This is a genomic window from Novosphingobium sp. (assembly GCF_049240505.1).
Classification (GTDB): domain Bacteria; phylum Pseudomonadota; class Alphaproteobacteria; order Sphingomonadales; family Sphingomonadaceae; genus Novosphingobium.
Genome location: NZ_JBMLSM010000102.1, coordinates 7,941 through 31,612, shown reverse-complemented (window position 1 = coordinate 31,612; position 23,672 = coordinate 7,941). Strand labels below are relative to the sequence as shown.

General features: G+C 62.7%; 24 protein-coding genes, 1 tRNA gene and 1 other RNA gene. 18 read left to right on the top strand and 8 right to left on the bottom strand.

Annotated elements, in window-relative coordinates:
• The coding region (mmsA, locus tag ACOVQ0_RS08785; RefSeq protein ID WP_421883021.1) for a CoA-acylating methylmalonate-semialdehyde dehydrogenase at positions 1-1,249 on the bottom strand (1,249 nt) is incomplete at its 3' end.
• Positions 1,250-1,356: 107 nt separating this feature from the next.
• Here mmsA and ACOVQ0_RS08780 point away from each other — a divergent pair.
• Complete coding sequence (locus ACOVQ0_RS08780; RefSeq protein ID WP_421883018.1) at positions 1,357-2,253, top strand: LysR family transcriptional regulator; 897 nt, start codon at positions 1,357-1,359, stop codon at positions 2,251-2,253.
• Positions 2,254-2,408: 155 nt separating this feature from the next.
• On the opposite strand, the gene ACOVQ0_RS08775 is transcribed toward ACOVQ0_RS08780, so the two are convergent.
• Positions 2,409-2,732: a DUF3297 family protein gene (locus ACOVQ0_RS08775; protein WP_421883015.1), complete on the bottom strand. Its 324-nt coding sequence runs from the start codon at positions 2,730-2,732 to the stop codon at positions 2,409-2,411.
• 112 nt (positions 2,733-2,844) lie between these two features.
• Here ACOVQ0_RS08775 and ACOVQ0_RS08770 point away from each other — a divergent pair.
• Positions 2,845-2,919 (top strand) — tRNA-Val (locus ACOVQ0_RS08770).
• Positions 2,920-2,964: 45 nt separating this feature from the next.
• Here the strand turns inward: ACOVQ0_RS08770 and glmU are convergent.
• Positions 2,965-4,326, bottom strand: a complete 1,362-nt coding sequence (gene glmU, locus ACOVQ0_RS08765; protein WP_421883027.1) for a bifunctional UDP-N-acetylglucosamine diphosphorylase/glucosamine-1-phosphate N-acetyltransferase GlmU — start codon at positions 4,324-4,326, stop codon at positions 2,965-2,967.
• A 61-nt stretch (positions 4,327-4,387) separates the two neighbouring features.
• On the opposite strand from glmU, the gene ACOVQ0_RS08760 reads away from it, so the two are divergent.
• The 3 genes from ACOVQ0_RS08760 to rsmA are packed head-to-tail and all read left to right on the top strand — an operon-like array spanning position 4,388 to position 6,915.
• Positions 4,388-5,077, top strand: a complete 690-nt coding sequence (locus ACOVQ0_RS08760; protein ID WP_421883013.1) for an HAD-IA family hydrolase — start codon at positions 4,388-4,390, stop codon at positions 5,075-5,077.
• A 9-nt stretch (positions 5,078-5,086) separates the two neighbouring features.
• The gene (gene pdxA, locus ACOVQ0_RS08755; RefSeq protein WP_421883010.1) at positions 5,087-6,088 is read left to right on the top strand and encodes a 4-hydroxythreonine-4-phosphate dehydrogenase PdxA; all 1,002 of its coding nucleotides are present in this window, start codon (positions 5,087-5,089) and stop codon (positions 6,086-6,088) included.
• Positions 6,085-6,915 carry a 16S rRNA (adenine(1518)-N(6)/adenine(1519)-N(6))-dimethyltransferase RsmA gene (gene rsmA / locus ACOVQ0_RS08750; protein ID WP_421883007.1) on the top strand — a complete coding sequence of 277 codons (831 nt, stop codon included), beginning with the start codon at positions 6,085-6,087 and terminating at the stop codon, positions 6,913-6,915. The genes pdxA and rsmA overlap by 4 nt, the downstream gene beginning before the upstream one ends.
• Here rsmA and ACOVQ0_RS08745 read toward each other — a convergent pair whose 3' ends face one another.
• Both ACOVQ0_RS08745 and ACOVQ0_RS08740 read right to left on the bottom strand, forming a co-directional pair.
• Positions 6,916-7,128 carry a DUF4287 domain-containing protein gene (locus ACOVQ0_RS08745; RefSeq protein WP_421883004.1) on the bottom strand — a complete coding sequence of 71 codons (213 nt, stop codon included), beginning with the start codon at positions 7,126-7,128 and terminating at the stop codon, positions 6,916-6,918.
• A 75-nt stretch (positions 7,129-7,203) separates the two neighbouring features.
• Positions 7,204-9,333: a malate synthase G gene (locus tag ACOVQ0_RS08740; RefSeq protein WP_421883000.1), complete on the bottom strand. Its 2,130-nt coding sequence runs from the start codon at positions 9,331-9,333 to the stop codon at positions 7,204-7,206.
• Positions 9,334-9,509: 176 nt separating this feature from the next.
• On the opposite strand from ACOVQ0_RS08740, the gene ACOVQ0_RS08735 reads away from it, so the two are divergent.
• From ACOVQ0_RS08735 to ACOVQ0_RS08720, 4 genes are all read left to right on the top strand, one after another.
• Positions 9,510-10,715: a hydrolase gene (locus ACOVQ0_RS08735; RefSeq protein ID WP_421882996.1), complete on the top strand. Its 1,206-nt coding sequence runs from the start codon at positions 9,510-9,512 to the stop codon at positions 10,713-10,715.
• Positions 10,715-11,752 (top strand): arginine N-succinyltransferase, encoded by a 1,038-nt coding sequence (locus ACOVQ0_RS08730; RefSeq protein WP_421882993.1) that lies wholly within the window; start codon positions 10,715-10,717, stop codon positions 11,750-11,752. The genes ACOVQ0_RS08735 and ACOVQ0_RS08730 overlap by 1 nt, the downstream gene beginning before the upstream one ends.
• A gap of 9 nt (positions 11,753-11,761) precedes the next feature.
• Complete coding sequence (locus tag ACOVQ0_RS08725; RefSeq protein ID WP_421882990.1) at positions 11,762-13,027, top strand: N-succinylarginine dihydrolase; 1,266 nt, start codon at positions 11,762-11,764, stop codon at positions 13,025-13,027.
• Between the two features lie 150 nt (positions 13,028-13,177).
• Positions 13,178-13,426: a hypothetical protein gene (locus tag ACOVQ0_RS08720; protein ID WP_421882988.1), complete on the top strand. Its 249-nt coding sequence runs from the start codon at positions 13,178-13,180 to the stop codon at positions 13,424-13,426.
• A gap of 158 nt (positions 13,427-13,584) precedes the next feature.
• On the opposite strand, the gene ssrA is transcribed toward ACOVQ0_RS08720, so the two are convergent.
• Both ssrA and mscL read right to left on the bottom strand, forming a co-directional pair.
• Positions 13,585-13,953: a transfer-messenger RNA gene (gene ssrA, locus ACOVQ0_RS08715) on the bottom strand.
• Between the two features lie 95 nt (positions 13,954-14,048).
• Positions 14,049-14,471 carry a large conductance mechanosensitive channel protein MscL gene (gene mscL / locus ACOVQ0_RS08710; protein ID WP_421882985.1) on the bottom strand — a complete coding sequence of 141 codons (423 nt, stop codon included), beginning with the start codon at positions 14,469-14,471 and terminating at the stop codon, positions 14,049-14,051.
• Between the two features lie 178 nt (positions 14,472-14,649).
• On the opposite strand from mscL, the gene ACOVQ0_RS08705 reads away from it, so the two are divergent.
• From ACOVQ0_RS08705 to ACOVQ0_RS08685, 5 genes are all read left to right on the top strand, one after another.
• A complete protein-coding gene (locus tag ACOVQ0_RS08705) occupies positions 14,650-15,288 on the top strand; it encodes a LemA family protein (protein WP_421882981.1) in 639 nt (212 codons plus the stop codon).
• Between the two features lies 1 nt (position 15,289).
• A complete protein-coding gene (locus ACOVQ0_RS08700) occupies positions 15,290-16,129 on the top strand; it encodes a TPM domain-containing protein (RefSeq protein ID WP_421882978.1) in 840 nt (279 codons plus the stop codon).
• On the top strand, positions 16,129-16,809 hold the full coding sequence (locus ACOVQ0_RS08695; protein WP_421882975.1) for a TPM domain-containing protein: 681 nt from the start codon (positions 16,129-16,131) through the stop codon (positions 16,807-16,809). Before ACOVQ0_RS08700 ends, ACOVQ0_RS08695 begins: the two co-directional genes overlap by 1 nt.
• Positions 16,806-17,348 carry an NUDIX hydrolase gene (locus ACOVQ0_RS08690; RefSeq protein WP_421882972.1) on the top strand — a complete coding sequence of 181 codons (543 nt, stop codon included), beginning with the start codon at positions 16,806-16,808 and terminating at the stop codon, positions 17,346-17,348. The genes ACOVQ0_RS08695 and ACOVQ0_RS08690 overlap by 4 nt, the downstream gene beginning before the upstream one ends.
• Positions 17,349-17,533: 185 nt before the next feature.
• Entirely contained in the window at positions 17,534-18,313 is a 780-nt protein-coding gene (locus ACOVQ0_RS08685; protein WP_421882969.1) for an SDR family oxidoreductase, read from the top strand.
• Positions 18,314-18,476: 163 nt separating this feature from the next.
• Here the strand turns inward: ACOVQ0_RS08685 and ACOVQ0_RS08680 are convergent, their stop codons facing one another.
• On the bottom strand, positions 18,477-19,589 hold the full coding sequence (locus ACOVQ0_RS08680; RefSeq protein WP_421882966.1) for an S-(hydroxymethyl)glutathione dehydrogenase/class III alcohol dehydrogenase: 1,113 nt from the start codon (positions 19,587-19,589) through the stop codon (positions 18,477-18,479).
• Between the two features lie 97 nt (positions 19,590-19,686).
• Between ACOVQ0_RS08680 and ACOVQ0_RS08675 the strand changes: the two genes are divergently transcribed.
• The 4 genes from ACOVQ0_RS08675 to ACOVQ0_RS08660 all read left to right on the top strand — a co-directional run.
• On the top strand, positions 19,687-20,574 hold the full coding sequence (locus tag ACOVQ0_RS08675; RefSeq protein WP_421882963.1) for a LysR family transcriptional regulator: 888 nt from the start codon (positions 19,687-19,689) through the stop codon (positions 20,572-20,574).
• Between the two features lie 170 nt (positions 20,575-20,744).
• Positions 20,745-21,968: an MFS transporter gene (locus tag ACOVQ0_RS08670; RefSeq protein ID WP_421882960.1), complete on the top strand. Its 1,224-nt coding sequence runs from the start codon at positions 20,745-20,747 to the stop codon at positions 21,966-21,968.
• Positions 21,969-22,195: 227 nt separating this feature from the next.
• Entirely contained in the window at positions 22,196-22,993 is a 798-nt protein-coding gene (locus ACOVQ0_RS08665) for a thioesterase family protein (RefSeq protein WP_421882958.1), read from the top strand.
• A 9-nt stretch (positions 22,994-23,002) separates the two neighbouring features.
• On the top strand, positions 23,003-23,672 hold a 670-nt coding region (locus tag ACOVQ0_RS08660; protein ID WP_421882956.1), incomplete at its 3' end, for a serine hydrolase domain-containing protein.

Here is a 23,672-nt window from a genome sequence, read left to right as displayed (position 1 = left end):
GCGTGAAGATGGCCACGCCATTGCCGTACTGGTGCTTCGAAGGCAGCGCGAGCGCTTCTTCGAAGTCCTTGGCACGCACGATCTGCAGCACCGGGCCAAAGATTTCATTGTGGTAGCTGTCCATGTCAGCCGTCACATGATCAATCAGCGTCGGGCCGACGAAGTAGCCGTTTTCGTGACCCTGCAGCGTGAAGCCGCGACCATCGATGACGAGTTCGCCACCTTCATCGACGCACTTCGAAATCCAAGCCTCTACCTTTTCCTTGTGCGCCTGCGTTACCACCGGGCCATAGTGCGCTTCGGGATCGGTCGACACGCCAACGCGCAGGGCGTTGATCGCAGGGATCAGCTTGGCCTTGAGCTTTTCGGCGGTTTCCTCGCCCACCGGCACCACCACGGGCAGCGCCATGCAGCGTTCGCCCGCCGAACCGAAGGCCGCGCCGCACAGATCGTTGACCACCTGATCAAGATCGGCATCGGGCATCACGATGCCGTGGTTCTTCGCGCCGCCCATCGCCTGCACGCGCTTACCAGCGGCTACGCCACGGTTATAGACATAATGCGCGATGTCCGACGAGCCGACGAAGCTGACCGCGCCGATGGCCGGATGATCAAGGATCGCATCGACCATTTCCTTGTCACCGTGGACGACCTGACAGATGCCTTCGGGCAGACCCGCCTCGATGAACAGTTCGGCCAGGCGCACCGGCACCGAAGGATCGCGCTCACTGGGCTTGATGATGAAGGCGTTGCCAGTGGCGATGGCAATCGCGCTCATCCACAGGGGGATCATGCCGGGGAAGTTGAACGGCGTGATGCCCGCGCCGATGCCGATGGGCTGGCGCACGGAATAGACATCGATGCCGGGGCCTGCGCCCTGCGTGTATTCACCCTTCATGACGTGCGGCAGACCGCAGGCGAATTCGACCACTTCGAGGCCGCGCTGGATATCGCCCTTTGAGTCGGCAATGACCTTACCGTGTTCGGACGAGAGCATGTGCGCCAGCGCATCCATGTTCGCTTCGACCAGTTCCTTGAAACGGAACATCACGCGGGCGCGGCGCTGCGGGTTGGTTGCGGCCCAGGCGGGCTGCGCCTTCAGCGCGGCCTGCACGGCGCGCTCAAGCGTTTCTGCCGTGCCGAGCGCAACCTGCGCCTGCACGGCACCGTTGTTGGGATCGAAAATGTCGCCCTTGCGCGCCGGAGCGCCACCGGGGCCGCCGACGATGAAATGGTCTACGAGACGCATGAAAATCCTCTTCCGCCAGAATTCGTGTGACAGGGTGATGCGCTCACGAATGATTGCAGGCAACAGGTGAATATGCGAGGTTAACCTGCAATTTTGCAGGTGATCGGATGCAATCGACCGACTGGAACGATTTTCAGGCTTTCATCGCGGTGGCCCGCGCTGGACAGCTTGCGCGCGCCGCGGCTGCAATGGGCGTGGATGCCACCACCATCGGTCGCCGTTTGCGCCGTCTGGAAACGCGAGTCGGCGCGACATTGTTCGAACAGACACGCGAAGGTCAGGTGCTGACCGAGGCGGGCGAAGCCATGCTGGCAGAAGTCGAAGCAATGGATCAGGCCGCCAGCCGCATTGCCGAACATGCAGCGGGTGGTGGCGGAATCGCAGGAACGCTGCGCGTCAGTCTTTCCGAAGGGTTGGGCAGCTGGATCGTGGCCCCGGCCCTGCGTGATTTCGTCGAGGCGAACCCGCGCCTCGTGGTCGATCTCGTGGCGTCGTCGGGATTTCTCAGCCCGTCAAAGCGCGAGGCCGATCTGGCAGTCACGCTTTCGCGCCCGCGCGCTGGGCCGGTCATTGCCGGGAAGCTGTCGGACTATGCGCTGCGCCTCTATGCCACGCGCGGCTATCTTTCGCAGAAGGGCCTGCCCGAACGGCCCGCCGAACTGGCGCGCGGGCATCGACTGGTGGGCTATATCCCCGACCTGCTCTATGCGCCTGAACTGCGCTATCTGGCGGAAATCGAGCCCGATCTTGTCGCCAACGTCCGCTCGTCATCCATCATCGCGCAGCACCGCATGATCGCGGCGGGCACTGGAATCGGTGTGCTGCCCTGCTTCATTGGCGATGCCGACAAATGGCTGGTGCCGGTACTGCCCGACCGGCGCGTGACCCGCTCGTTCTGGCTGGTGACACACAAGGACACGCACAATCTGGCGCGGGTGCGGGCGTTCAAGGACTGGCTGACAGCGCTGGTCGCGCGCGAGCGAGGGCGGCTGTTGCCGCGGTAAGAACTCCTCCCCGTTTTCGCGGAACGCGCAAATGGGGAGGTGGCATTCGCGCAAGCGAATGACGGAGGGGTTCTTCCTCTTACCCCTCCACCACCAGCTACGCTGGCGGTCCCCCTCCCCGCCTATGCTTTGCAAAGGCAGGGAGGATTTGTTGCTCAGGCCTTTGCCACCGGAGCATCTTCGCCCAGGTCTTCGTACCACGCCTCGACCGGGCCGGTCAGCTTGATCGTCAGCGGATTGCCCTTGCGGTCCATCGTCTTGCCGGCCTGCACGCGCACCCAGCCTTCGGAAATGCAGTATTCCTCGACATTGTTACGCACTGTGCCCTTGAAGCGGATACCCACGCCACGACGCAGCTTGTCTGCGTCAAAGAACGGGCTGCGCGGATTGATGGCAAGGTGATCGGGCGGCACGTCTGCTCCGCTGCTAGCAACAGGCGCTTCGGGAGCGGATTCGGGCTGGATGGTTTCGTCGGTCATGGCCTGCGCAAATATCTTGATTGCCCCACTTGTCAATCAAACCAACTCGTCGTAGAGGCGCGCCCCTGACTTCGGTCAGACGTCAGGCAGCGGCTTTCAGCCCTGCCCAGACGGGCGCGTAGCTCAGCGGTAGAGCACACCCTTCACACGGGTGGGGTCACAGGTTCAATCCCTGTCGCGCCCACCATCTTTTCCCAGCAGTTCATGGAAAAGATGGCAGGATAGCTGATCATTAGCCTTTCTTTTCAGCCTTCTTCTTTTTCATCGCATCGTGGAAGCGATCGGCCCAGCCGGGTTTTACCAGTTGTTCGGCGCGGACCATGCGCAGTTCGCCATCGCCCACATCGCGCGATACGGCACTGCCAGCGGCGACGATGGCGTCAGCGCCGATCTTGACGGGAGCGATCAGGGCGCTGTTCGAGCCTATGAACGCGCGTTCACCAATTACGGTCTTGTGCTTGAAATAGCCGTCATAGTTGCAGGTGATCGTGCCCGCGCCGATGTTGGCGCCCGCACCCACGTCTGCATCGCCCAGATAGGTAAGGTGGTTGGCCTTGGCGCCCTTTCGCAGGGTGGCGTTCTTGACCTCGACGAAGTTGCCGATTTTGGCCTTTTCTTCCAGCCGCGCGCCGGGGCGCAGGCGGGCATAGGGGCCGATCTGCACGCCTTCTGCCAGCGTTGCGCCTTCCAGATGACTGAAGGCATGGATGGTGACGTGATCGGCCACGGTCACGCCGGGGCCGAAGAACACGTTGGGTTCGATCAGCACATCGCGGCCCAGCACGGTGTCCCATGCAAACCAGACGGTTTCGGGCGCCGTCAGCGTCGCGCCACCGGCCATTGCCGCCTCACGGCGACGTTGCTGCCAGCGGCCTTCGGCCTGAGCTAGTTCTGCGCGGGAGTTGATACCGGCAACTTCATCGGCATCGTCCGTCACCACCACCGCGCAAGTGCGGCCATCGGCAATGGCGATGTTTACCACGTCGGGCAGGTAGTATTCGCCCTGCGCGTTGTCGTTCCCCACACGAGCCAGCAGGCCGAACAGATCAGCACTGCGCAGGGCCATCAGGCCGGAATTGCAGGTGCGGCACTGGCGCTCCGTATCGGTCGCGTCCTTGTGTTCGACCATTTTCAGGATGCGGCCATCCTGCGCGATCACACGGCCATATTGCAGCGCGTCCATCGGTTCGAAGCCCAGCACGACGGCAGCGGGGCTATCAGCATGGTGCAAGCGCGCGATCATCGCCTGCATCGTGGCCGTGCGCACGAACGGCACGTCGCCATAGAGGATCAGCACATCGCCATCGAAGCCCGCCAGCGCGGTTTCGGCCTGCTGCACCGCATGGGCGGTGCCCAGCTGCGGGTCTTGCACGGCAATCGTTGCGCTTTCCCCAAGCGCTTTTTCAAGTTGATCGCGCCCATGCCCGGCAACGACGACCTGTCGCGCGGGTTCAAGCTCTGCCGCACTTGCCAGAAGGTGCATGAGCATGGGCCTGCCCGCGATGGGGTGGAGCACCTTATGCAGGTCGCTCTTCATGCGGGTGCCTTTTCCGGCGGCGAGGACGATCACGGCGAGAGGGGTATTTTCGGTCATGCCCGCACCCTTGCCAGACAAATCTTGCGCTTTCCAGAACGCCGGGCCAGTTGCGCACATCATGGCGGCTTTTCCTTATACCATTGTCGGATTCGATCTCGACGGCACCTTGCTCGATACCAGCCACGATCTGGGCGTAGCGCTGAACCATGCGCTGGCGCTGGCCGGGCGACCGCCTGTGCCGCTGGCGGAAACGACCCGCCACATTGGCGGCGGCGCGGCGCAGATGTTGCGTTCCGCCCTGATGCAATCGGGCGGCGTCGACGAGGAAGCGTTCGACGGGCTGCAGGCGCGGCTGGTGGAGTTCTATGCCCAGAACATCGCGCACCACACCGCGTTCTTCCCCGGTGGTGAGGCGATGCTCGATGCGCTGGACGCGCGCGGCGTGAAGATCGCCATCGCCACGAACAAGAAGGAATCGCTGGCCGTCCGCCTGTTCGAGGAAATGGGCATCCTGCACCGCTTCGCCTGCGTGATCGGGGGCGATACGCTGGGCCGCGAAAGGGCAAAGCCCAAGCCCGACATGCTGCACGAGATGGTGCGGCGTTGCGGCGGCGGCCTGGCTGCATTCGTGGGCGATACAACGTTCGATATCGGCGCAGCACGCGCGGCGGAACTGCCAGTGGTTGCGGTGCGCTTTGGCTTCAACGATGTGCCCGCACATGAACTGGGCGCGGATGCGGTGATCGATCACTTCGACGAGCTGGTGCCCGCGCTCGAACGGCTCGCCACGCTCGAACGAACGGCGTAAGGCTGGATCATGCTGCCCCCCCTTGCCCTTTCCATCGGCGATCCCGCCGGTGTCGGCCCTGAACTGGCTGCGGCCGCCTGGGCATTGAGCGATGCCGAAGCGCTGCCGCCGTTCTTCGTTGTCGGATCGGCCCGCGTAGTTGCCGAAGCGGCGCGCAGGCGGGGGATCACGGTGCCGGTCTGCACGGTAAAGACGCCCGATGAAGTGGCCGATTGCTTCGCCGGGTCTTTGCCCGTGCTCGATCTGGCGGACCTCCCCTATGCACCGGGCGTACCTGACGATGCCGGTGCGGAACTGGCACTGAATGCGCTGGCCACGGCAACCGGTCTTGTCCGTTCTGGCGCGGCTTCGGCGCTGGTCACCGGGCCTGTCGCCAAAAGCCGACTTGCCCGCGTTGGCTTTACCCATCCGGGCCAGACCGAGTTCGTGGCCGAGGCCTGTGGCATTGCGCCCGAAAACGCCGTGATGATGCTGGCTGGGCCGAGCCTGCGGGTTGTGCCGATAACCGTTCATGTGGCGCTGCGGGCCGTGCCGGACCTGCTGACCGCAGACCTGATCCGCAGCCGTTCCGCGATCACCGCCGCCGCGCTTGCCCGCGATTACGGTATAGCCGATCCACGCCTTGCCGTTGCTGGCCTAAATCCCCACGCAGGTGAAGATGGGCGCATGGGCGGCGAGGACATGGCTATCGTTGCCCCGGCAATCACCGCCTTGCGCGATGCAGGGATCGAAGCGTTCGGCCCACTCCCGCCAGACACCATGTTCCACACCGAAGCGCGCGAGCGGTACGATGTGGCCATCTGCATGTATCACGATCAGGCGCTGATCCCCTTGAAGGCGCTTGATTTCGATGCGGGCGTCAATGTCACGCTCGGCCTTCCCATCGTGCGCACATCGCCCGATCACGGGACCGCTTTTGGCATCGCAGGCACCGGCACCGCGCGCGTCGGACCGACCATCGCCGCCCTGCGCATGGCAGGCCAGTGCGCCGCACGAAGGGCATCAGCATGACCGACCTTCCCGATCTTCCGCCCTTGCGCGATGTCGTAAACCGCCACGGTCTTTTCGCCACCAAGGCGCTGGGGCAGAATTTCCTGTTCGACGAGCATTTGCTGGACCGCATCGCGCGCGTGCCGGGCAAGCTCAAGGGTGAGAACGTGCTGGAAGTTGGCCCCGGTCCAGGCGGCCTTACGCGCGCGCTGCTGCGTGCCGGAGCGAACGTTACCGCGATCGAGATGGACAAGCGCTGCCTGCCCGCGCTGGCTGAACTGGGCGAAGCCTTTCCCGGCCAGTTGACCGTGATCGAGGGCGACGCCACCAAGATCGCGCCCGAAACCCTGTTCGACGGGCCGTGGCATGTGGCGGCGAACCTGCCCTACAACGTCGGCACGCAATTGTTCACCGGCTGGCTTTCAGGGCAGGACTGGCCGCCGCAGTGGAAATCGCTGACGCTGATGTTCCAATTGGAAGTGGCCGAACGCATCGTGGCGCAGCCCGGCACCGACGCCTATGGCCGTCTTGCCGTACTGGCCCAGTGGCGCAGCACCCCGCGCATCGCGATGAAGGTCCACCGCAGCGCCTTCACGCCCCCGCCCAAGGTCATGTCGGCGATCATCCATGTCGAACCCGGCACGATGCCCGATGGCGTTTCGGCACGAATGCTGGAGCGTGTGACCGAAGCAGCCTTCGGTCAGCGCCGCAAGATGCTGCGGCAGTCGCTGAAAGGGTTGCCGGGCGCACTCGATGCCCTTGAAGCGCTGGGGATAGACCCACAGCGCCGGGCCGAGACATTGAGCGTTGAGGAGTTCGTCAGCATCGCGCGGGTGCTGACGAAGTAGTTATTTGCCGACTTCGGCAAGCATATGCGCCACAATGGCATTGGCATGGCCGTGTCCCATGCCATGCTGCTCTTTCAACATAGCAACCAGTTCCATGTGCTTGGCCGGTAAGGCCGCGCGAACCAGCGCCTGCCATTCTTCTATCGGCTTGCCATACTTCTTCTCAATCGATGGGAAGTAGGACGCAGGGCCTTTGATTGCAGGGTCGGTCATGGTGTGAAGGTGACCATGACCGACCCCGGCCTGTCAACTCGGCGGTCTGTCAACTCGGCGGCTTGTCAACTCGGCTCAGGCCAGCTCCGCCACTTTCGCCATCGCGGCCTTCTTCTTCAACCGCCACGCATGAAGCAACGGTTCGGTATAGCCATTGGGCTGCTCAACCCCGTTGAACACCAGATCACAGGCCGCACGGAAGGCGAAGCTTTCTTCCCAGCGCCCGGCCATCGGCTCATAGAGCGGATCGCCCGCGTTCTGTGCATCGACCTTGGCCGCCATGCGCTTCAGGCTGTCCATGACCTGTTCGCTGGTCGCCACGCCGTGCAGCAGCCAGTTGGCCATATGCTGGCTGGAAATGCGCAAGGTGGCGCGGTCTTCCATCAGGCCCACATCGTTGATGTCGGGCACCTTGGAACACCCGACGCCCTGATCGATCCAGCGCACGACATAGCCCAACAGGCCTTGCGCATTATTGTCCAGTTCCTCGCGCACTTCGTCTTCCGACCAGTTCGCGCCGTCTGCCAGCGGAATTGCCAACAGCGCGTCGAGACCCGGTACAGGTTCCGCCGCAATGCCTTCACGCAAGGCGAAGACCGGCACCTGATGATAGTGCATCGCGTGGAGCGTCGCCGCCGTGGGCGATGGCACCCAAGCCGTATTCGCGCCCGTCTTCGGGTGGCCGACCTTTTGCTCCATCATGTCGCGCATCATGTCGGGCGCGGCCCACATGCCCTTCCCGATCTGCGCCTTGCCTGAAAGGCCGTGGGCAAGGCCGATGCAAACGTTGCGCTTTTCATAGGCAGCGATCCAGCCAGACGCCTTGATCGCGCCCTTGCGGATCATGGCTCCTGCCTGCATCGAGGTGTGGATTTCGTCCCCCGTTCGATCGAGAAAACCGGTATTGATGAAGACCACCCGGTCCTTCACCGCCGCGATGCAGGCGGCAAGGTTGGCTGACGTTCGCCGCTCTTCATCCATCACGCCAACCTTCACGGTATGGCGCGCAAGGCCCAGCAGGTCTTCTACCGCATCGAACAGATCGTTGGTAAAGCCACATTCCTCTGGCCCATGCATCTTGGGCTTCACGATATAGACGCTGCCCGCGCGACTGTTGCGGTGGCGGCCCAGCCCTTTCAAATCGTACAGGGCAATGGCGCTGGTGATCAACGCATCCATGATCCCTTCGGGGATTTCGGCGCCACTGGAAAGCAGGATCGCCGGATTGGTCATCAAATGGCCGACATTGCGCACGAACAGCAGGCTGCGGCCCGGCAGGGTCATGCTTTCGCGATTGGTCGACATCCATTCACGATCGCCATCCAGCGCGCGCGTCAGCGTCTTGCCGCCCTTCTGGAAGCTCGCCTCCAGATCGCCGCGCATCAGGCCCAGCCAGTTGCGATAGGCGAGCAACTTGTCTTCCGCATCGACCGCTGCGACGGAATCTTCCAGATCGACGATGGTGGTCAGCGCCGCTTCCATCACGATGTCGGAAATACCGGCCTTGTCATCCGCGCCGACCGGGGTCGAACGATCCAGCACCACTTCCACATGAAGGCCGTTGTTGATCAGCAGCAGCCCCCCTGCCTTGCGGCCAATCAGTTGCCCCGCGTCTGCCAGCGGCGGATCGCCCGCACCATCCCAGTCGATCCAGCTACCGGTCGAAAGCGGGAATGTGGCATCAAGAAAGGCCCGGCCCGCAGCAACCACCGCGGCCCCGCGCGCCTTGTCATAGCCGCCTGGCTTTGCAGGCGCGGCATCAAGCGCATCTGTGCCATACCATGCGTCATAAAGACTGCCCCAGCGCGCATTGGCGGCGTTCAGCACAAAGCGGTCGTTCAGGACCGGAACGACCAGTTGCGGCCCTGCCATCGTGGCAATTTCGGGATCGACGTTTTCGGTGCCGATCAGGAAGTCCTCAGGTTCGGGCACCAGATAGCCGATTTCGGTCAGGAACGCGCGATAGGCCGCCGCATCGACGGGCTTGCCGCGACGGTCACGATGCCACGCATCGATCTGTGCCTGTAACGCATCGCGCTTGACCAGCAGTGCACGGTTCACCGGAGCAAAACGGTCCACCAGCGCGGCAAAGCCCCGCCAAAAGGTTTCCCGCTCAAGGCCCAGCGGCCCCAGAACTTCGCTGTCGATGAAATTGGCGAGGTCTGCATCAACCTGCAGGCCATTGCGCTCGATACGTTCGCTCATAATTCCCATGTCCATACGCTCGCATAAACCGCGCCGACGGACAAACCGCCTGCACCGAATCCGATGAACCTGGGGAGGAACGCCCCGGCCTATGCCTGCTTTGAACAGGCTTGGCAACAATACGAAAGTCTTGAGGGGGTTCACCCAATGCGCCGGACCCGCTACACTGGTTACAGATGCAACAGCTTTCCCTCACCGAACAAGCCCTGCTCGCCCCCGTCGATGGTGCCCCGATGCTCACGCAAGTCGAACGATGGTGTGCGATCAACACCGGCACCGGCAACCTGTCCGGCCTTGAACACCAGTGGGGCTTGCTTGCAGATGCCTTTGCCGCGCTGCCGGGGGATATTCGCAAGATCGAACCCGCGCCGGTCAAGGCCATCGCGCCGGACGGCACAGAGCGCGAAACGCCAAACGGTGCGCACCTTGTGTTGTCAGTGCGTCCGCAAGCGCCGCGCCGCTATCTGTTGACCGGCCATATGGACACGGTTTTCGGCCCCGCCCATCCGTTCCAGACGCTACAATGGCTTGACGCGGAAACGCTGAACGGCCCCGGCGTAGCCGACATGAAAGGCGGCATCGCGGTGATCCTTGCCGCGCTGCGCGCTTTCGAGGCCTGCCCTGTTGCAGCATCGGTAGGCTATGACGTTCTGATCAACTCCGATGAGGAAACCGGCAGCATTTCATCCGCGCCGCTCATCGCGGAACTGGCGCAGGGGAAAGCGGCAGCGCTGACCTATGAGCCATCCGCCCTACCCGATGGCACGTTAGCTGGCGAACGCCCCGGCAGCGGTAACTACAGCGCCATGATCAAGGGCCGCTCCGCCCACGCCGGGCGCAATCCGCAGGACGGGCGCAATGCCATTCTGGCCGCCGCCGATCTGGCTCTACGCTTGAAGTCGTTGGAGGAGTCGGGCCTTTCGGTGAACCCGGCAAGGATCGATGGTGGCAGCGCCAACAACGTTGTGCCCGATCACGCCGTGCTGCGCTTCAACGTGCGCCCGCGCCTGCCCGAACAGGCGCAGCAGTTTGACGCCGCCCTGCGCGAGGCGATCCGCGTGATCGAGAGGCTGCACGATGTGTCCATCCACCTTCATGGCGGCGTTTCGCGCCCGCCCAAGCCTCTCACCGCTGAGGCCACCGCGCTGTTCGGTCTCGTGCGTGAATGCGGCGAGGCGCTGGGCCAGCCGATCCGCTGGCAGGCATCGGGCGGCGTCTGCGATGGGAACAATATCGCAGCCTGCGGGGTGCCGGTGGTCGATACGATGGGCGTACGCGGTGGGGCGATCCATTCGGATCAGGAGTTCCTGATCGTGCCTTCGCTGGCAGAGCGCGCCGCGCTTTCCGCGCTTGTCCTGCACCGTCTTTCCGGGGGAATGTGATGACCTTCCGCATCCGCGCCGCACGCGCGAACGATCTGCAACCACTCTATGAAATGGCCAAGCTCACCGGCGGCGGCTTCACCAACCTGCCGCCTGATCGCAAGGCGCTGACGGCCAAGCTCGCCCGCGCGGCAGAAGCCTATGGCAACACCGACGAGGGCGATCCGAAAAACCCCAAGGATGAACTGTTCCTCTTCGTACTGGAAAATGTCGAAACCGGCGAAGTGCGCGGCACATCGCAGATTTTCACCAGCGTTGGCCGCCAATGGCCATTCTATTCCTATCGCATGGCCACGCTGACCCAGCATTCCAAGGAACTGAACCGCACGTTCCGCGCCGAAATGCTCAATCTCGTGACCGATCTTGAAGGGTCCAGCGAAGTCGGCGGCCTGTTTCTTCATCCGGGCGAGCGCGCGGGCGGGCTTGGAATGTTGCTGGCCCGCAGCCGCTACCTCTTCATCGCCATGCACCGCCAGCGCTTTGGCGAAAAGATCCTCGCCGAATTGCGCGGCGTGATCGACGAACGCGGCGGTTCGCCGTTCTGGGATGGCGTGGCCGGGCGCTTTTTCGGCATGAGCTTTCAGGAAGCGGACTACTTCAACGCGATAAATGGCAACCAGTTCATCGCCGATCTTATGCCCAAGCACCCTGTTTATATCGCCATGCTGCCAGAATCCGCCCGCTCCGCCATCGGGCTGCCGCACCCATCCGGCCGCGCGGCGATGCGGATGCTGGAGGAAGAGGGCTTCGCTTACGAAGGCTACGTCGATATCTTCGATGGCGGCCCGACGATGACCGCACGGACCGACCGCGTGCGCTCGATCTGCGAGGCAAGGCAATTGCCCATCGCCCACGTCCGCGCGCCCGAAAGCGATGGCCCGGCAATCAAAGCGCTCGTCGCCAGCGGCACGCTTGCGGACTACCGCTGCACCTTTGCAGAAATCCACGAAACGCCCGATGGATTGACGCTCGATCCTGCCGCCGCAGCCGCTCTGGGCGCAGGCACCGGCGATGACGTATGGTTCGTGGAGCGCTGAGGAAACGCCATGCCCCTCGTTGAAATCAACTTCGATGGCCTCGTCGGCCCCAGCCACAACTATGCCGGCCTCAGCCTCGGCAACCTTGCCTCCGCCAGTAATGCGGGCGAGGTTTCATATCCTCGCGCCGCCGCTTTGCAGGGACTGGCGAAGATGCGCCACAACATTGGACTGGGCTTGGCACAGGGCTTGTTCGCGCCCCTCCCCCGACCCAACCCGGTGTTTCTGCGCGCACTGGGCCTTGGCGCAATCAACGAGAGCGACGTTGCCCAACGCCGCCTGCGCGCGGCGGCATGGTCTGCATCATCCATGTGGACCGCCAACGCCGCCACCGTCAGCCCCGCGCCTGATACGCTGGACGGGCGCTGCCACCTGACCGCCGCCAACCTCGTCACCATGCCGCACCGATCGCAGGAATGGCCAGATACCCTGCGCCAGTTGCGCCTTGCATTTGCCAATGCTCAGGCTTTTGTCGTTCACGATGCCGTGCCCCCCTGCTTCGGGGATGAAGGCGCGGCCAATCACATGCGCATGTGCGCTTCCCACGAAGCCCCCGGCCTCGAAATCTTCGTCTATGGCACCACGGGCGGCGCGTTTCCCGCACGCCAGCACGAACAGGCCAGCCGTGCCGTCGCCCGTCTTCACGGCCTTGCTCCCAAACGCTGTCTCTTCATCGAACAATCGCCCGAAGCCATTGCGGCGGGCGCATTTCACAACGATGTCGTCGCCGTCGCCAACGAGCGCGTACTGTTCACCCACGAACAGGCTTTTGCCGATCCCGATGGCACGTATGCCGCAATCCGCGAACGCCTGCCCGAGGCGGAAATCGTCGTCGTGCCCGCCAGCACGGTCAGCCTGGCCGATGCGATTCGCAGCTATCTGTTCAACGCCCAACTCCTGACGCTGCCATCAGGCGAAATGGCCCTCGTCATCCCGCTGGAAGCATGGGAGACGCCTTCGGTACGGGGCTGGCTGGAAGCACACATGGCCTCAAACGGCCCTATCCGCCGCGTTCTGCCAGTCGATGTGCGCCAGTCGATGGCCAATGGTGGTGGTCCCGCCTGCCTGCGCCTGCGCGTTGTCGCCGATCCTGCCACCGTCGATCCGCGCTTCCTGCTGGACGAAACGAAAGTCGCAAAAGTTGAGGCGGTGGTTGCGGCGCATTGGCCCGAACAGATCGATCCCGTTGATCTTGGCCGGGAAACGCTCGCTCGCTCGGTCATCGCAGCACGCGCCACGCTGCTCGAAATGGTGCAATTGCCCGAACTGATCTGAACGCTTTCGCGTATCCTGAGGGCAAGGTGCTTGCCCGCTTGTCGCCGCGCTTTACAGTGAAGCCCGCGTTAACCAGATGCTTTTCAGCAAACCTTGATCTGGCACGATCGTTGCTGAGCCAAGTGGCAGGACAAAAGGATACCGCTCGGGATGCTGCGCAAAATTGGTCGCCTCTTCATCATCAAGACCCGGTTCGAGGCATTCGCGGTGATCTATGCGCTGTCACTGGGCGCGGTGGAGCGCGGCAAGGCGTACCTTACGGAATACCCCGGCTTTGGCGGCAAGATGCTGTTTCTGGCCGCAACAGGCGCGGTGTTCATCGCAGGCGCGAAGATTCTCGATGCAGTGCGGATGGAACAGCAGGCCCGCGCGCAGGCAGAAGGCGCAGCCAAGGTTTGAGCCTGCGGGCCATGCTTCGACAAGCTCAGCATGAGCGGTTTTGAAATCTGCACCCAGCCCCGCTCATCCTGAGCCTGTCGAAGGATCAAAGGCCCAGGAAACGCCAGAAAAACGGGGATAATAGGGCGATTCTGTTGCTAGGCTCGCCCCCAGCCCCCGGTTTCCGATTCTGTTACCCGGTTCGGTCCGAACCGTGCTCTAACCTTATAACTTCAGGGCGTTAGCCCCTAGAATTATGCAGCGAGAGCAAGTGCTTCGTTGTCGTTGGCACTTGTGAGTTGTGAGCCTATAACAGGTGACTCAGCCTGGGCAAAAACAGCGCTTTTCAACACACGTCGATCCTAGTTCGGCCCCATCAACACCCTTGCGACAACAAGGCCCGCCTCCGCAAAGAAACGGTAGTGATGGTGGAGCCGCCGGGTACCGCCCCCGGGTCCGCTGTGCCTATTGCACGCCGCAGTTTATCACCATAGCCGGTCGAAACCGGCAGGAACGCATATAGGCACTGCGCAGGAAATGAAAAGGGGCAGGTTTGCACCCGCCCCTTTCATCTCGCGTCGCTGTTCAAGCACTACATTCGTCATCCCCGCGCAGGTGGGAATGACGAAACGCAAGGTTGGCCTTACTTCTTCAGCGCATCCCTGATCTCCGCCAGCAGCTCCACCTCGGTAGGGCCAGCAGGAGCAGCCGGTTCCGCAGGCTTGGCCAGTACCTTGTTGGCCTGACGCACGATCAGGAAGATCACGAAGGCCAGGATCAGGAAGTTGATGATCGCTGTGATGAACGATCCCCAACCGAGCATCGCAACCCCTGCTGCCTTCAATGCAGCATAAGTCATCTCGCCCTTGTAGTCGGCGGGGATTGTGCCCAGCACCACGAACTTCTGGCTGAAATCGATTCCGCCGGTGATGGCGCTGATCAACGGCATGATCACGTCATCCGTCAGCGACGAAACGATCTTGCCGAATGCGGCACCGATGATCACGCCAACAGCAAGATCCAGCACATTCCCACGAGCGATAAACGCTTTGAATTCTCCGAGCATATCGATCGGTTCCCCGTTGATGTATTAACCATTTTTGCTGTTCGACTGGTTGCCACCGCACCGTTCGCACCACAAGACTCAATCGGTTGCAGAACGGTTGATACTTGAACCGCAACACCTTGAACCGCAACACAGGGCCTCTATCTCTTCTCCAACAACTCAAGGGGAACACACGTCGATGGCCGCCACCCGCTTTACGCAGATCGCATTCGCCACCGTTGCCGCTGCCAGCCTTTCGGCCTGCGGCATCAACTCCGTCCCCGCCGCCGAAGAAGAGGCCAAGGCTCGCTGGGCCGATGTCGAAAGCTCCTATCAGCGTCGCGCCGACCTGATCCCCAATCTGGTCGCCACGGCCAAGGGTGCCGCCGCGTCTGAAACGACCATCCTGACCAACGTGACGAACGCACGCGCCGCCGCCACGTCGATCAACATCACCACCGATGATCTTTCGAACCCTGCCGAGTTCGAGAAATTCCAGAACGCACAGAACCAGTTGACGCAAGCGCTGGGCCAGTTGCGCACCGTAGTGGAAAACTACCCGCAACTGCAAAGCCAAGCACGCTTTGCCGATCTGATGGTGCAGCTTGAAGGCACCGAAAACCGCATCGGCGTGGCCCGCACGCGCTATAACGAGGCGGTGCAGGCCTATAACACCACCATCCGCACCTTCCCCGACGCCATCGGCGCCAAGCTGATCCACGGCGCAAAGCCGATGGTGCCGTTCAAGGCCGCTGCCGGTTCCGAGGTCGCACCGACGGTTAACTTCGATATGAACGCGCCTGCTGCATCCAACGCTGCTCCGGCAACCGGCCAGTAAGATGATCCGCCCTGCCGGGGCTTTGCCACGCGCCTTCTGGCAACTTTGCGCTACGCTGTTCCTGCTGATTGCAGGAACAGCGCACGCTGCAATGCCCGCGCGACCCGAAGGCCCTGTGCTGGATCAGGCCCAGATCATCCCCGATGATCAGGAAGCTGCCCTCACGCAGCGCCTTTCTGCCTACAACGCGCAAACCGGGCGCGCTGTCGTTGTCGCCACGATCGCCTCGCTCGATGATCAGGATGTTGAAAGCTACGCCAACGAACTGTTCCGCGCATGGGGCGTCGGGGGCAAGCAGACAGATCAGGGCCTGCTGTTCCTGATCGCACCGAACGAACGCAAGGTGCGGATCGAAGTCGGCTATGGTCTGGAGGAATATCTGCCGGACGTTCTGGCCGGGCGCATTCTCTCGGGCGAAGTCACCCCGCGCTTCAAGCAGGGCGATTATGCAGGGGGCATCAACGCCGGGGTGGAACAGATACTCACCCAACTCAGCCGCAACCCTGCCGATGCCAAAGCCGTGGCCGAAGCTGCTGCCGCCGCGCGCAAGGGTGAGGGTTCGGGCGGCTCGGTCATTGCCAGCGCAATATTCTGGATCGTGCTGATCGTCGTGCTCATCGCCATCTTCGGACGCCGCAACCGTGGCTATGTCCAGCGCCGCAGTGGCATCGATCCCGGCATCGTGCTGTGGGGGTTGAGCGAGATCGCCCGCGCCGCTTCGGATAATAACCGTGGTTCGGGCTGGAGCGGTGGCGGCGGGTCCGACTGGGGCGGAGGCGGCGGTTTCGGTGGTTTCGGCGGGGGTGACTCCGGCGGCGGCGGCGCTTCGGGAGACTGGTGATGGCAAAACTTGCAATGACCACTGCCGATCACAAACTTGTTTCCGATGCCGTTGCGGCTGCCGAAGCGCACAGCGCCGGTGAAATCGTCACCATCGTCACGCCACGTTCAGATGCCTATCACGACGTGACACTGATCTGGTCCGCGCTGGTCGCCTTTCTCGCGCTATCGGCGTTGGAAATCGCGCCGGGCTTCTATCTTTCTTTGGTCGAGCGCCTTCTTGGCCTGTGGGGCCACGAATGGACTCCGCGCAGTGTTCTGGCTGTCGCACTCACCTTCGCCGCGCTCAAGTTCGGCGGCATGTATCTGCTGATGCGGTTCACGCCGCTGGGCCTGTGTCTCACCCCGCGTTTCGTTCGCAACGCCCGCGTCCGCGCCCGTGCGCTCACCTGCTTTCGCGTCGGCGCGGAAAGCCGCACATCGGGCCGGACCGGTGTGCTGATCTACGTCAGCCTTGATGAACATCACGCCGAAATCATTGCAGATGCCGCGATTGCCTCGAAAGTCGCACCGGAGACTTGGGGCCATGCGATGAAAGCCATGCTCGATCCGCTGCGCGCAGGACAGATCGCACAAGGCATGGCCGCTGCGGTGGCCGAAGTGGGCAAGGTTCTGGCCGAACACTTCCCCCGCAGCGACGATGACACCAACGAACTGCCAGACAGGTTGATCGAAGTATGAGCCTTGAAGAAGAGTACCGCGATCATCCCGAACAGGTCCATTGGGAGGGCCGCTTCATCATCGCCAAAACGCGCGGGCGCTGGGAATATGTCAGTCGCACACGCAACATAAAGGCGGCGGTAATCCTCGCCATCGAAGACGGGCATGTCCTGCTGGTCGAACAGTTCCGTGTGCCGCTGGGCCGCCCCTGCATCGAACTGCCCGCAGGCCTGATCGGTGACGAGGCAGGCGCAGAGAACGAGGACGCATCCGCTGCCGCCGCGCGCGAGCTGGAAGAGGAAACCGGCTATCGTCCCGGCCGTATCGAATCGCTGGGAGAGTTCCATTCCTCTCCCGGCATGGTGACAGAGGCCTTCACCCTGTTCCGCGCACACGATCTTGAAAAAGTTTCGGAAGGGGGCGGCGTGGAAGGCGAAGGCATCACTGTTCACAGGGTTGCCCTTACGGAAATCGAACGCTTCCTGGCTGCGAAACGTGCAGAAGGCTATGCCATCGACGTGCGGATGCTGCTCCTGCTCTCCCCCGGCATTCTGGGCTGATACTTCTGGCGCTTGCGCAAGGCGCGCCATGTTGTTCCTCACCCCCAACAATCGTTGCTCCCCCGGGAGGGGGGGGGCCTGGTTTTTGTACGGTAATGCTTGCGTAAACCGACTGAGGCCCCCGCCTTCGCGGGGGCGCAGGCGCTTTTTGTATAGTAAGCGAAAAAGTGGGGTGGGAGGGAAAGATGGGCAGAGTTCAGGGCAAGAAGGCTCTCGTCACCGGCGCGGCACAGGGCCTAGGCGCGGCACACGCATGGATGCTCGCCCGCGAAGGCGCAAAAGTTCTGCTGACCGATATCAATGGTGAAGGCGCAGCCGCGCAGACCGATGCGATCAATGCCGAACTTGGGGCCGGCACCGCTTTTGCCATGCAACACGACGTAACCAGCGCAGACGACTGGGACGCCGCCGTTGCCCTCGCTGCCGAAAAGCTGGGTGGCCTGTCAGTCCTCGTCAACAACGCAGGCGTCGGGGTGCGCGGCAATATCGAAACCTGCACGCTGGAAGAATGGCATCGCGGCTTTGCCATCAACGTCGATAGCGTGTTCCTCGGCTGCCAGAAGGCCCTGCCCCTGCTGCGTGACAGCCAGCCCGCATCGATCGTCAACATCAGTTCGATCGCAGGCCTCATCGCGTCGGACACCATGCCCGGCTACAATGCCAGCAAGGCAGCCGTCTGGATGCTGACAAAATCGGTCGCGCTCTACTGCGCCAAACGCGGTTGGGACATCCGCTGCAATTCGGTCCACCCCACTTTCGTGGACACCCCCATCCTCGATGGTATCAGCGCCAACGCCAACCTCGACAAGGGCGTGGTGATGGGCAAGCTCGCTCGCCAGATCCCGCTGGGCCGCGTGGGCGAACCGAACGACATCGCTGCAGGCGTTCTCTACCTCGCCAGCGACGAAAGCCGCTTCATGACCGGCGCAGAACTGAAACTGGACGGCGGAATATCAGCGATGTGATCGCATTCACGGGGGGCAGCGAACGAAAATTCGCTGTCCTACACACGCGCAAAGTGCCAGCCTGCGCGCCTTTCCACACACGAAAGGGTCGGCCGAACCTCCGCTCGACCGACCCCTTCAATGTTTGCTCAGGACTGTGTAAACCGCGTAAACCTGTTCAGGTTCAGAACACCACAACTGAACGGATCGACTTGCCCGCGTGCATCAGATCGAACGCGGTGTTGATCTCTTCCAGCCCCATCACATGGGTGATCATCGGGTCGATCTCGATCTTGCCGGTCATGTACATGTCGACGATCTTGGGCACATCGGTGCGGCCCTTGGCCCCGCCGAACGCCGTGCCGCGCCAGTTGCGGCCCGTCACCAGCTGGAACGGGCGGGTGGCGATTTCCTTGCCCGCTTCGGCCACGCCGATGATGATCGAGGTGCCCCAGCCGCGATGGCAGGCTTCCAGCGCGGTGCGCATCACTTCGGTGTTGCCGGTGGCGTCGAACGTGTAATCCGCACCGCCGTCGGTCAGTTCGACAACCTTGGCGACCGTTTCCTCGCGGCTCAGGCCCTTGGAGTTGAGGAAGTCGGTCATGCCGAACTTGCGGCCCCATTCCTCACGATCGGGGTTGATGTCCACGCCGATGATCTTGCCAGCCCCCGCCAGCCGCGCCCCCTGAATCACGTTCAGGCCGATACCGCCGAGGCCGAAGATCACCACGTTGTCTCCCACCTGCACCTTCGCGGTGTTCACCACCGCGCCGACGCCGGTCGTCACGCCGCAGCCGATGTAGCAGGCGGACTGGAACGGCGCGTCCTCGCGGATCTTGGCGACCGCGATTTCGGGCAGGACGGTGAAGTTCGAAAAGGTGCTGCAGCCCATGTAGTGGAAAATGGTCTGGCCCTTGTAGCTGAAGCGGCTCGTGCCATCGGGCATCAGGCCCTTGCCCTGCGTGGCGCGGATCGCGGTGCAGAGGTTGGTCTTGCCCGAAAGGCAGCTTTTGCACTGGCGGCATTCGGGCGTGTAGAGCGGGATCACGTGATCGCCCGGCTTGACCGAAGTAACGCCGGGGCCGACTTCGCGGACCACGCCTGCACCTTCGTGGCCAAGCACGCTGGGGAAGATGCCTTCGCTGTCGAAACCATCGAGCGTATAGGCATCGGTGTGACAAACGCCGGTCGCCATGATTTCGACCAGCACCTCACCGGCCTTGGGGCCTTCAAGGTCCAGTTCGACGATTTCGAGCGGCTGCTTGGGCGCGAAAGCGACGGCGGCGCGGGTCTTCATTGCACGGGTCTCCCTTAAGAATGGCGGCGCGATAGCATAATTGCTACGTCAGTGTTAAATTGCGAGATACGCGAAACACTGTTGCAAGACGAGAACAATGAACAATCGCTGGGATGGGATCGACGAAGTGGTGGCGGTGGCCGATGCGGGCACCTTTGTGGCGGCGGCAAAGCGGCTGGGCACGTCCACATCGCACGTAAGTCGCGCCGTGGCACGGCTCGAACAGAGCCTTGGGGCACAGTTCTTCCACCGCACCACCCGCGCGGTCAGCCTTACCGACACCGGGCGCACGCTGGTAGACCAATTCCGCCGCCTGATTGCCGAGCGGGATGAAGCCATCGCCATGCTCGATCTGCAGGGAGAGCCGCAGGGCCATTTGCGCATCACCTGCCCCACCGCGCTGGGCGAACGCTTCGTGGCCCCGATCGTGCGCGCCTATGTGCAGGAATATCCCAAACTTTCGGTGGATCTGGACCTGTCCAACCGCGTGGTCGAACTGGTTTCGGAAGGTTATGACCTTGCCATTCGCACCGGCACCCTGCCCGACAGCCGCCTGATCCGCACGCAGATCGCCACGCGCGGGATCGTTACCTGCGGCTCGCCCGCCTATCTTGCCGCGCACGGCACCCCGCAAGCGGTGGACGATCTCGAAGCCCATCAATGCATCCCCGCCACATCCGATACATGGCGCTATCGGATCGAAGGCGAAGTTCGCTCGGTCCGTCCGAGGGGACGCTGGCGTTGCAGCAACGGAACGGCGGTGTACGATGCCGCGATCGCGGGTCTGGGCCTGTGTCAGTTGCCGGAATTCTATGTGAGCCGGGCGATTGCGGAAGGTTCACTGGTCGAAGTGCTGGCAGACTTCCGGCCCGAGGTCGATCCGATCTGGGCGGTCTACCCTCAGCGAAGGCATCTGCTTCCCAAGGTTCAGCGCCTGATCGACAAGCTGCGCCGGGAACTGTTGCCCGCTATGAAGCAGGGTTAGCCCTGCGCGAAAAATAGCTATGCGAATGCCATGACATCGCTGACAATCCGCGTTAGATCATGACCGGAACGGTCTGTCAGCGACCGGTTGAGGAGAGCCAAGTGTCAATCAGCGCGTCAACAGGTTCAGCAAGCGCAAGTTCGCAAAAAGCGGCTTTTGCTGCCGTTACCGTGCTCTTTTTCGCCTGGGGCTTCATCACATCGCTGATCGATCCGCTGGTGGCTGCGGTAAAGGGCATCTTTACGCTGACCACGCTCGAAGCACAGCTTTCCGCCTTCGCGTTCTTTATCGCCTACGGCGTGATGAGCTTTCCCGCCGCCGCCATCATCGGAAAGTTGCGCGCGGTTCCGGCAATTCTGCTGGCGCTGATAACGATGACGCTGGCCTGCCTCGTCATGCTGGCCGCCGCCAACATGGCGTCCTATCCGCTGGTACTGGCCGGGCTGTTCATGCTGGCCGCCGGTATCACCGTGCTGCAGGTGGCGGCCAATCCCCTTGCCGCCGCGCTGGGCAAGCCTGAGGGCAGCCACTTCCGCCTCACGCTGTCGCAGACGTTCAATTCCTTCGGCACATTCCTTGGACCGGCTTTGGGGGCATCGCTCTTTCTCAAGGGCGTGGAAGTGGCCGATGGACAGGCGTTGACGCCGGAGGTCCGTGCAGCCGCGCTGGCCGGGATCGACCGCGCCTATTTCTGGATCTGCGGACTGCTCATCGTCCTGCTCGTTTTCTTCTTCGTGAACCGTGCACGCATCTCTGCCGCATCACCACCTGCGCAGCCAACGGGCGGGATGGGCGCGTTGCTGGCGCAGGCTTTCGCATCGCGCTGGGCTGTTCTGGGCGCTGGTGCGATCTTCGTCTATGTCGGCGCGGAAGTGGTCGTCGGCACGCAAATGGCGTTCTATCTGAACAACGCCGCGATCTGGAACGTCACCCTTGAACAAGCGGGCAAGGCTGTGTCGTTCTATTGGGGCGGCGCGATGGTAGGCCGCGCCATCGGTACGGTGCTGCTCGCCCGTTTTTCCGCCGCGCGCCTGATGGTGATCTTCTCGGCCATTGCTGCCGCAATGTGCGCCTACCTGTTCGTCGCCCGTGGTGTTCCGGCAGGTTACATCGCGCTGGCTATCGGCCTGTTCAACTCGATCATGTTCCCGGTGATCTTCACGCTGACGCTGGAGCGTTCCTCCGCCAGCGAGGAAGCGACTTCGGGCCTGCTTTGCACCGGCATCATCGGTGGCGCGCTGATCCCGGCACTGGCTGGCGCAGTAACTGACGCGGCAGGCATCTTCACCGCGTTTCTGGTGCCGCTGGCCTGCTACGCGCTGCTCGTGCTTTTCGCCGCCAGCGCTGCCAAGGCACCGGTATTGCGCCGCGCGGCCAGCGAAAGCGTGCACTGATCTGATCCACCCGGCCACAAGCCGGTACTTGCGGCCTCGGCATCGGTTTCACGACCGAAGCCGAGGCCAATTTTTTTGCCCGCACGAATGCCCGATGCCGTAGCGTAAGCGCTGCCCGCGCCGAAATCCCCCGCGCCGCACCCCTTTCCCTTTACGTAAACTTCCACTAGCCTCGGTCCGAGAGTCGAACCTGCCCCGATCAAGTCGCGCAGGAATGGGAGAGAACGTTGGCATCTCAGACCACCAGTCTGGCAATCGGCAGCATCGCAGACGGCATGAAAGCAGATGCGGACGGCATGTTCGCGCTGCGCGGCGTGGATGGGTGGCTGCAAGGCCGCACGATGTATGGCGGGGCGTCATCGTTCCTCGCCTATGCCGCAGCACGCAAGGCCCGGCCCGATCTTCCACCGCTGCGCGGTGGTCAGGTCAGCTTCATCGCCCCGGTCGGACCTGATGTGGACATCACGGTCAGCGTGCTGCGCGAAGGCCGTAGCGTGGCCAATATCCAGACCGACCTGACAAGCGGCGGCGCTCTTGCCCACCGCACCGCGTGGGTCTTTGGCAGCGCTCGCCCTTCCAACGGCGGCGTGGCGGCACCGCAGGCCGAAGGCTTTACGCCTTACGAGGATATGCCCGAACTCGGCTCCCCCGAAGGCCTGCATTTCGTCACCAATTTCGAACTCCGCCGAGGCGAGGCAAAAGACGACCGCCGCCCCGGTGTGGTTCGCCGCTGGGTGCGCCTGAAAGACCGCAGCGGGCTGGACCCCATCGGCGAACTCGTGCTGATCGGTGATACGCTGCCGCCCGGTTCGATGCGCGCGATGGAGCGCATGGGGCCGATCAGTTCGATCAACTGGTCCTTCACCCTGTTGGGCGATGCGCCAACCACGCGGGATGGCTGGTGGCTGCTCGAAACCGCTTCCAACTACATGGCCGAAGGTTTCAGCAGTGAAACCCTGCGCATGTGGAATGCAGACGGCGTGCAGGTGATGCACGGCCTGCAAAACGTCGCCATTTTCGGCTGAGGGACCGTCATGCAGCTTTCTGACGCACAAGCACTGGGTTTCGAACCGGACCGCCTGACGCGCATTGGCGCATTCCTTGACGAACAGTACATCGCCACGGGCCGCTTGCCCGGCCTTGATGTGCTGGTCGCCCGCGATGGCGAAGCGGTCTATCGCCACACCAGCGGGAATGCTCGATCCGACGGCACGCCAATGGCCGCAGACACGATCTGCCGCATCGCATCAATGACCAAGCCGCTGACATCTGTCGCGTTCATGATGCTGGTCGAGGAAGGTAAGGTCGCGCTGGACGATCCTGTCACGAAGGTCATTCCCGAATTTGCAGGGCTGGGTGTCTATTCCGGCGGTGGCGGTGAGGCGGATTTCTTTCCTGCCCGCCCTGCCCCGATCATGCGCATGGTCGATCTGATCACGCACCAATCAGGCCTGACCTACGGCATCCAGAACCGCACCAATGTCGATGCAGCCTATCGCAAGGGCAGGCTCGATGGTCACGCCAGCCTGCCGGGCAACGATCACTTCATTGCTGAACTGGCCAAGCTTCCGCTTGAGTTCGCCCCCGGTGAAGGCTGGAACTATTCCGTCGGCACCGATGTGCTGGGCGTGGTCGTGGCGCGGCTTTCAGGCATGAGCTTGGGCGAGTTCCTGAAGGCGCGCATCTTCGATCCGCTGGATATGG

Excerpts from the sequence above, each read along its gene's own strand:
- ACOVQ0_RS08780 (WP_421883018.1), top strand. The coding sequence starts at position 1,357 with ATGCAATCGACCGACTGGAACGATTTTCAGGCTTTCATCGCGGTGGCC.
- ACOVQ0_RS08775 (WP_421883015.1), bottom strand. The coding sequence starts at position 2,732 with ATGACCGACGAAACCATCCAGCCCGAATCCGCTCCCGAAGCGCCTGTT.
- glmU (WP_421883027.1), bottom strand. The coding sequence starts at position 4,326 with ATGACCGAAAATACCCCTCTCGCCGTGATCGTCCTCGCCGCCGGAAAA.
- ACOVQ0_RS08760 (WP_421883013.1), top strand. The coding sequence starts at position 4,388 with ATGGCGGCTTTTCCTTATACCATTGTCGGATTCGATCTCGACGGCACC.
- pdxA (WP_421883010.1), top strand. The coding sequence starts at position 5,087 with ATGCTGCCCCCCCTTGCCCTTTCCATCGGCGATCCCGCCGGTGTCGGC.
- rsmA (WP_421883007.1), top strand. The coding sequence starts at position 6,085 with ATGACCGACCTTCCCGATCTTCCGCCCTTGCGCGATGTCGTAAACCGC.
- ACOVQ0_RS08745 (WP_421883004.1), bottom strand. The coding sequence starts at position 7,128 with ATGACCGACCCTGCAATCAAAGGCCCTGCGTCCTACTTCCCATCGATT.
- ACOVQ0_RS08740 (WP_421883000.1), bottom strand. The coding sequence starts at position 9,333 with ATGAGCGAACGTATCGAGCGCAATGGCCTGCAGGTTGATGCAGACCTC.
- ACOVQ0_RS08735 (WP_421882996.1), top strand. The coding sequence starts at position 9,510 with ATGCAACAGCTTTCCCTCACCGAACAAGCCCTGCTCGCCCCCGTCGAT.
- ACOVQ0_RS08730 (WP_421882993.1), top strand. The coding sequence starts at position 10,715 with ATGACCTTCCGCATCCGCGCCGCACGCGCGAACGATCTGCAACCACTC.
- ACOVQ0_RS08725 (WP_421882990.1), top strand. The coding sequence starts at position 11,762 with ATGCCCCTCGTTGAAATCAACTTCGATGGCCTCGTCGGCCCCAGCCAC.
- ACOVQ0_RS08720 (WP_421882988.1), top strand. The coding sequence starts at position 13,178 with ATGCTGCGCAAAATTGGTCGCCTCTTCATCATCAAGACCCGGTTCGAG.
- mscL (WP_421882985.1), bottom strand. The coding sequence starts at position 14,471 with ATGCTCGGAGAATTCAAAGCGTTTATCGCTCGTGGGAATGTGCTGGAT.
- ACOVQ0_RS08705 (WP_421882981.1), top strand. The coding sequence starts at position 14,650 with ATGGCCGCCACCCGCTTTACGCAGATCGCATTCGCCACCGTTGCCGCT.
- ACOVQ0_RS08700 (WP_421882978.1), top strand. The coding sequence starts at position 15,290 with ATGATCCGCCCTGCCGGGGCTTTGCCACGCGCCTTCTGGCAACTTTGC.
- ACOVQ0_RS08695 (WP_421882975.1), top strand. The coding sequence starts at position 16,129 with ATGGCAAAACTTGCAATGACCACTGCCGATCACAAACTTGTTTCCGAT.
- ACOVQ0_RS08690 (WP_421882972.1), top strand. The coding sequence starts at position 16,806 with ATGAGCCTTGAAGAAGAGTACCGCGATCATCCCGAACAGGTCCATTGG.
- ACOVQ0_RS08685 (WP_421882969.1), top strand. The coding sequence starts at position 17,534 with ATGGGCAGAGTTCAGGGCAAGAAGGCTCTCGTCACCGGCGCGGCACAG.
- ACOVQ0_RS08680 (WP_421882966.1), bottom strand. The coding sequence starts at position 19,589 with ATGAAGACCCGCGCCGCCGTCGCTTTCGCGCCCAAGCAGCCGCTCGAA.
- ACOVQ0_RS08675 (WP_421882963.1), top strand. The coding sequence starts at position 19,687 with ATGAACAATCGCTGGGATGGGATCGACGAAGTGGTGGCGGTGGCCGAT.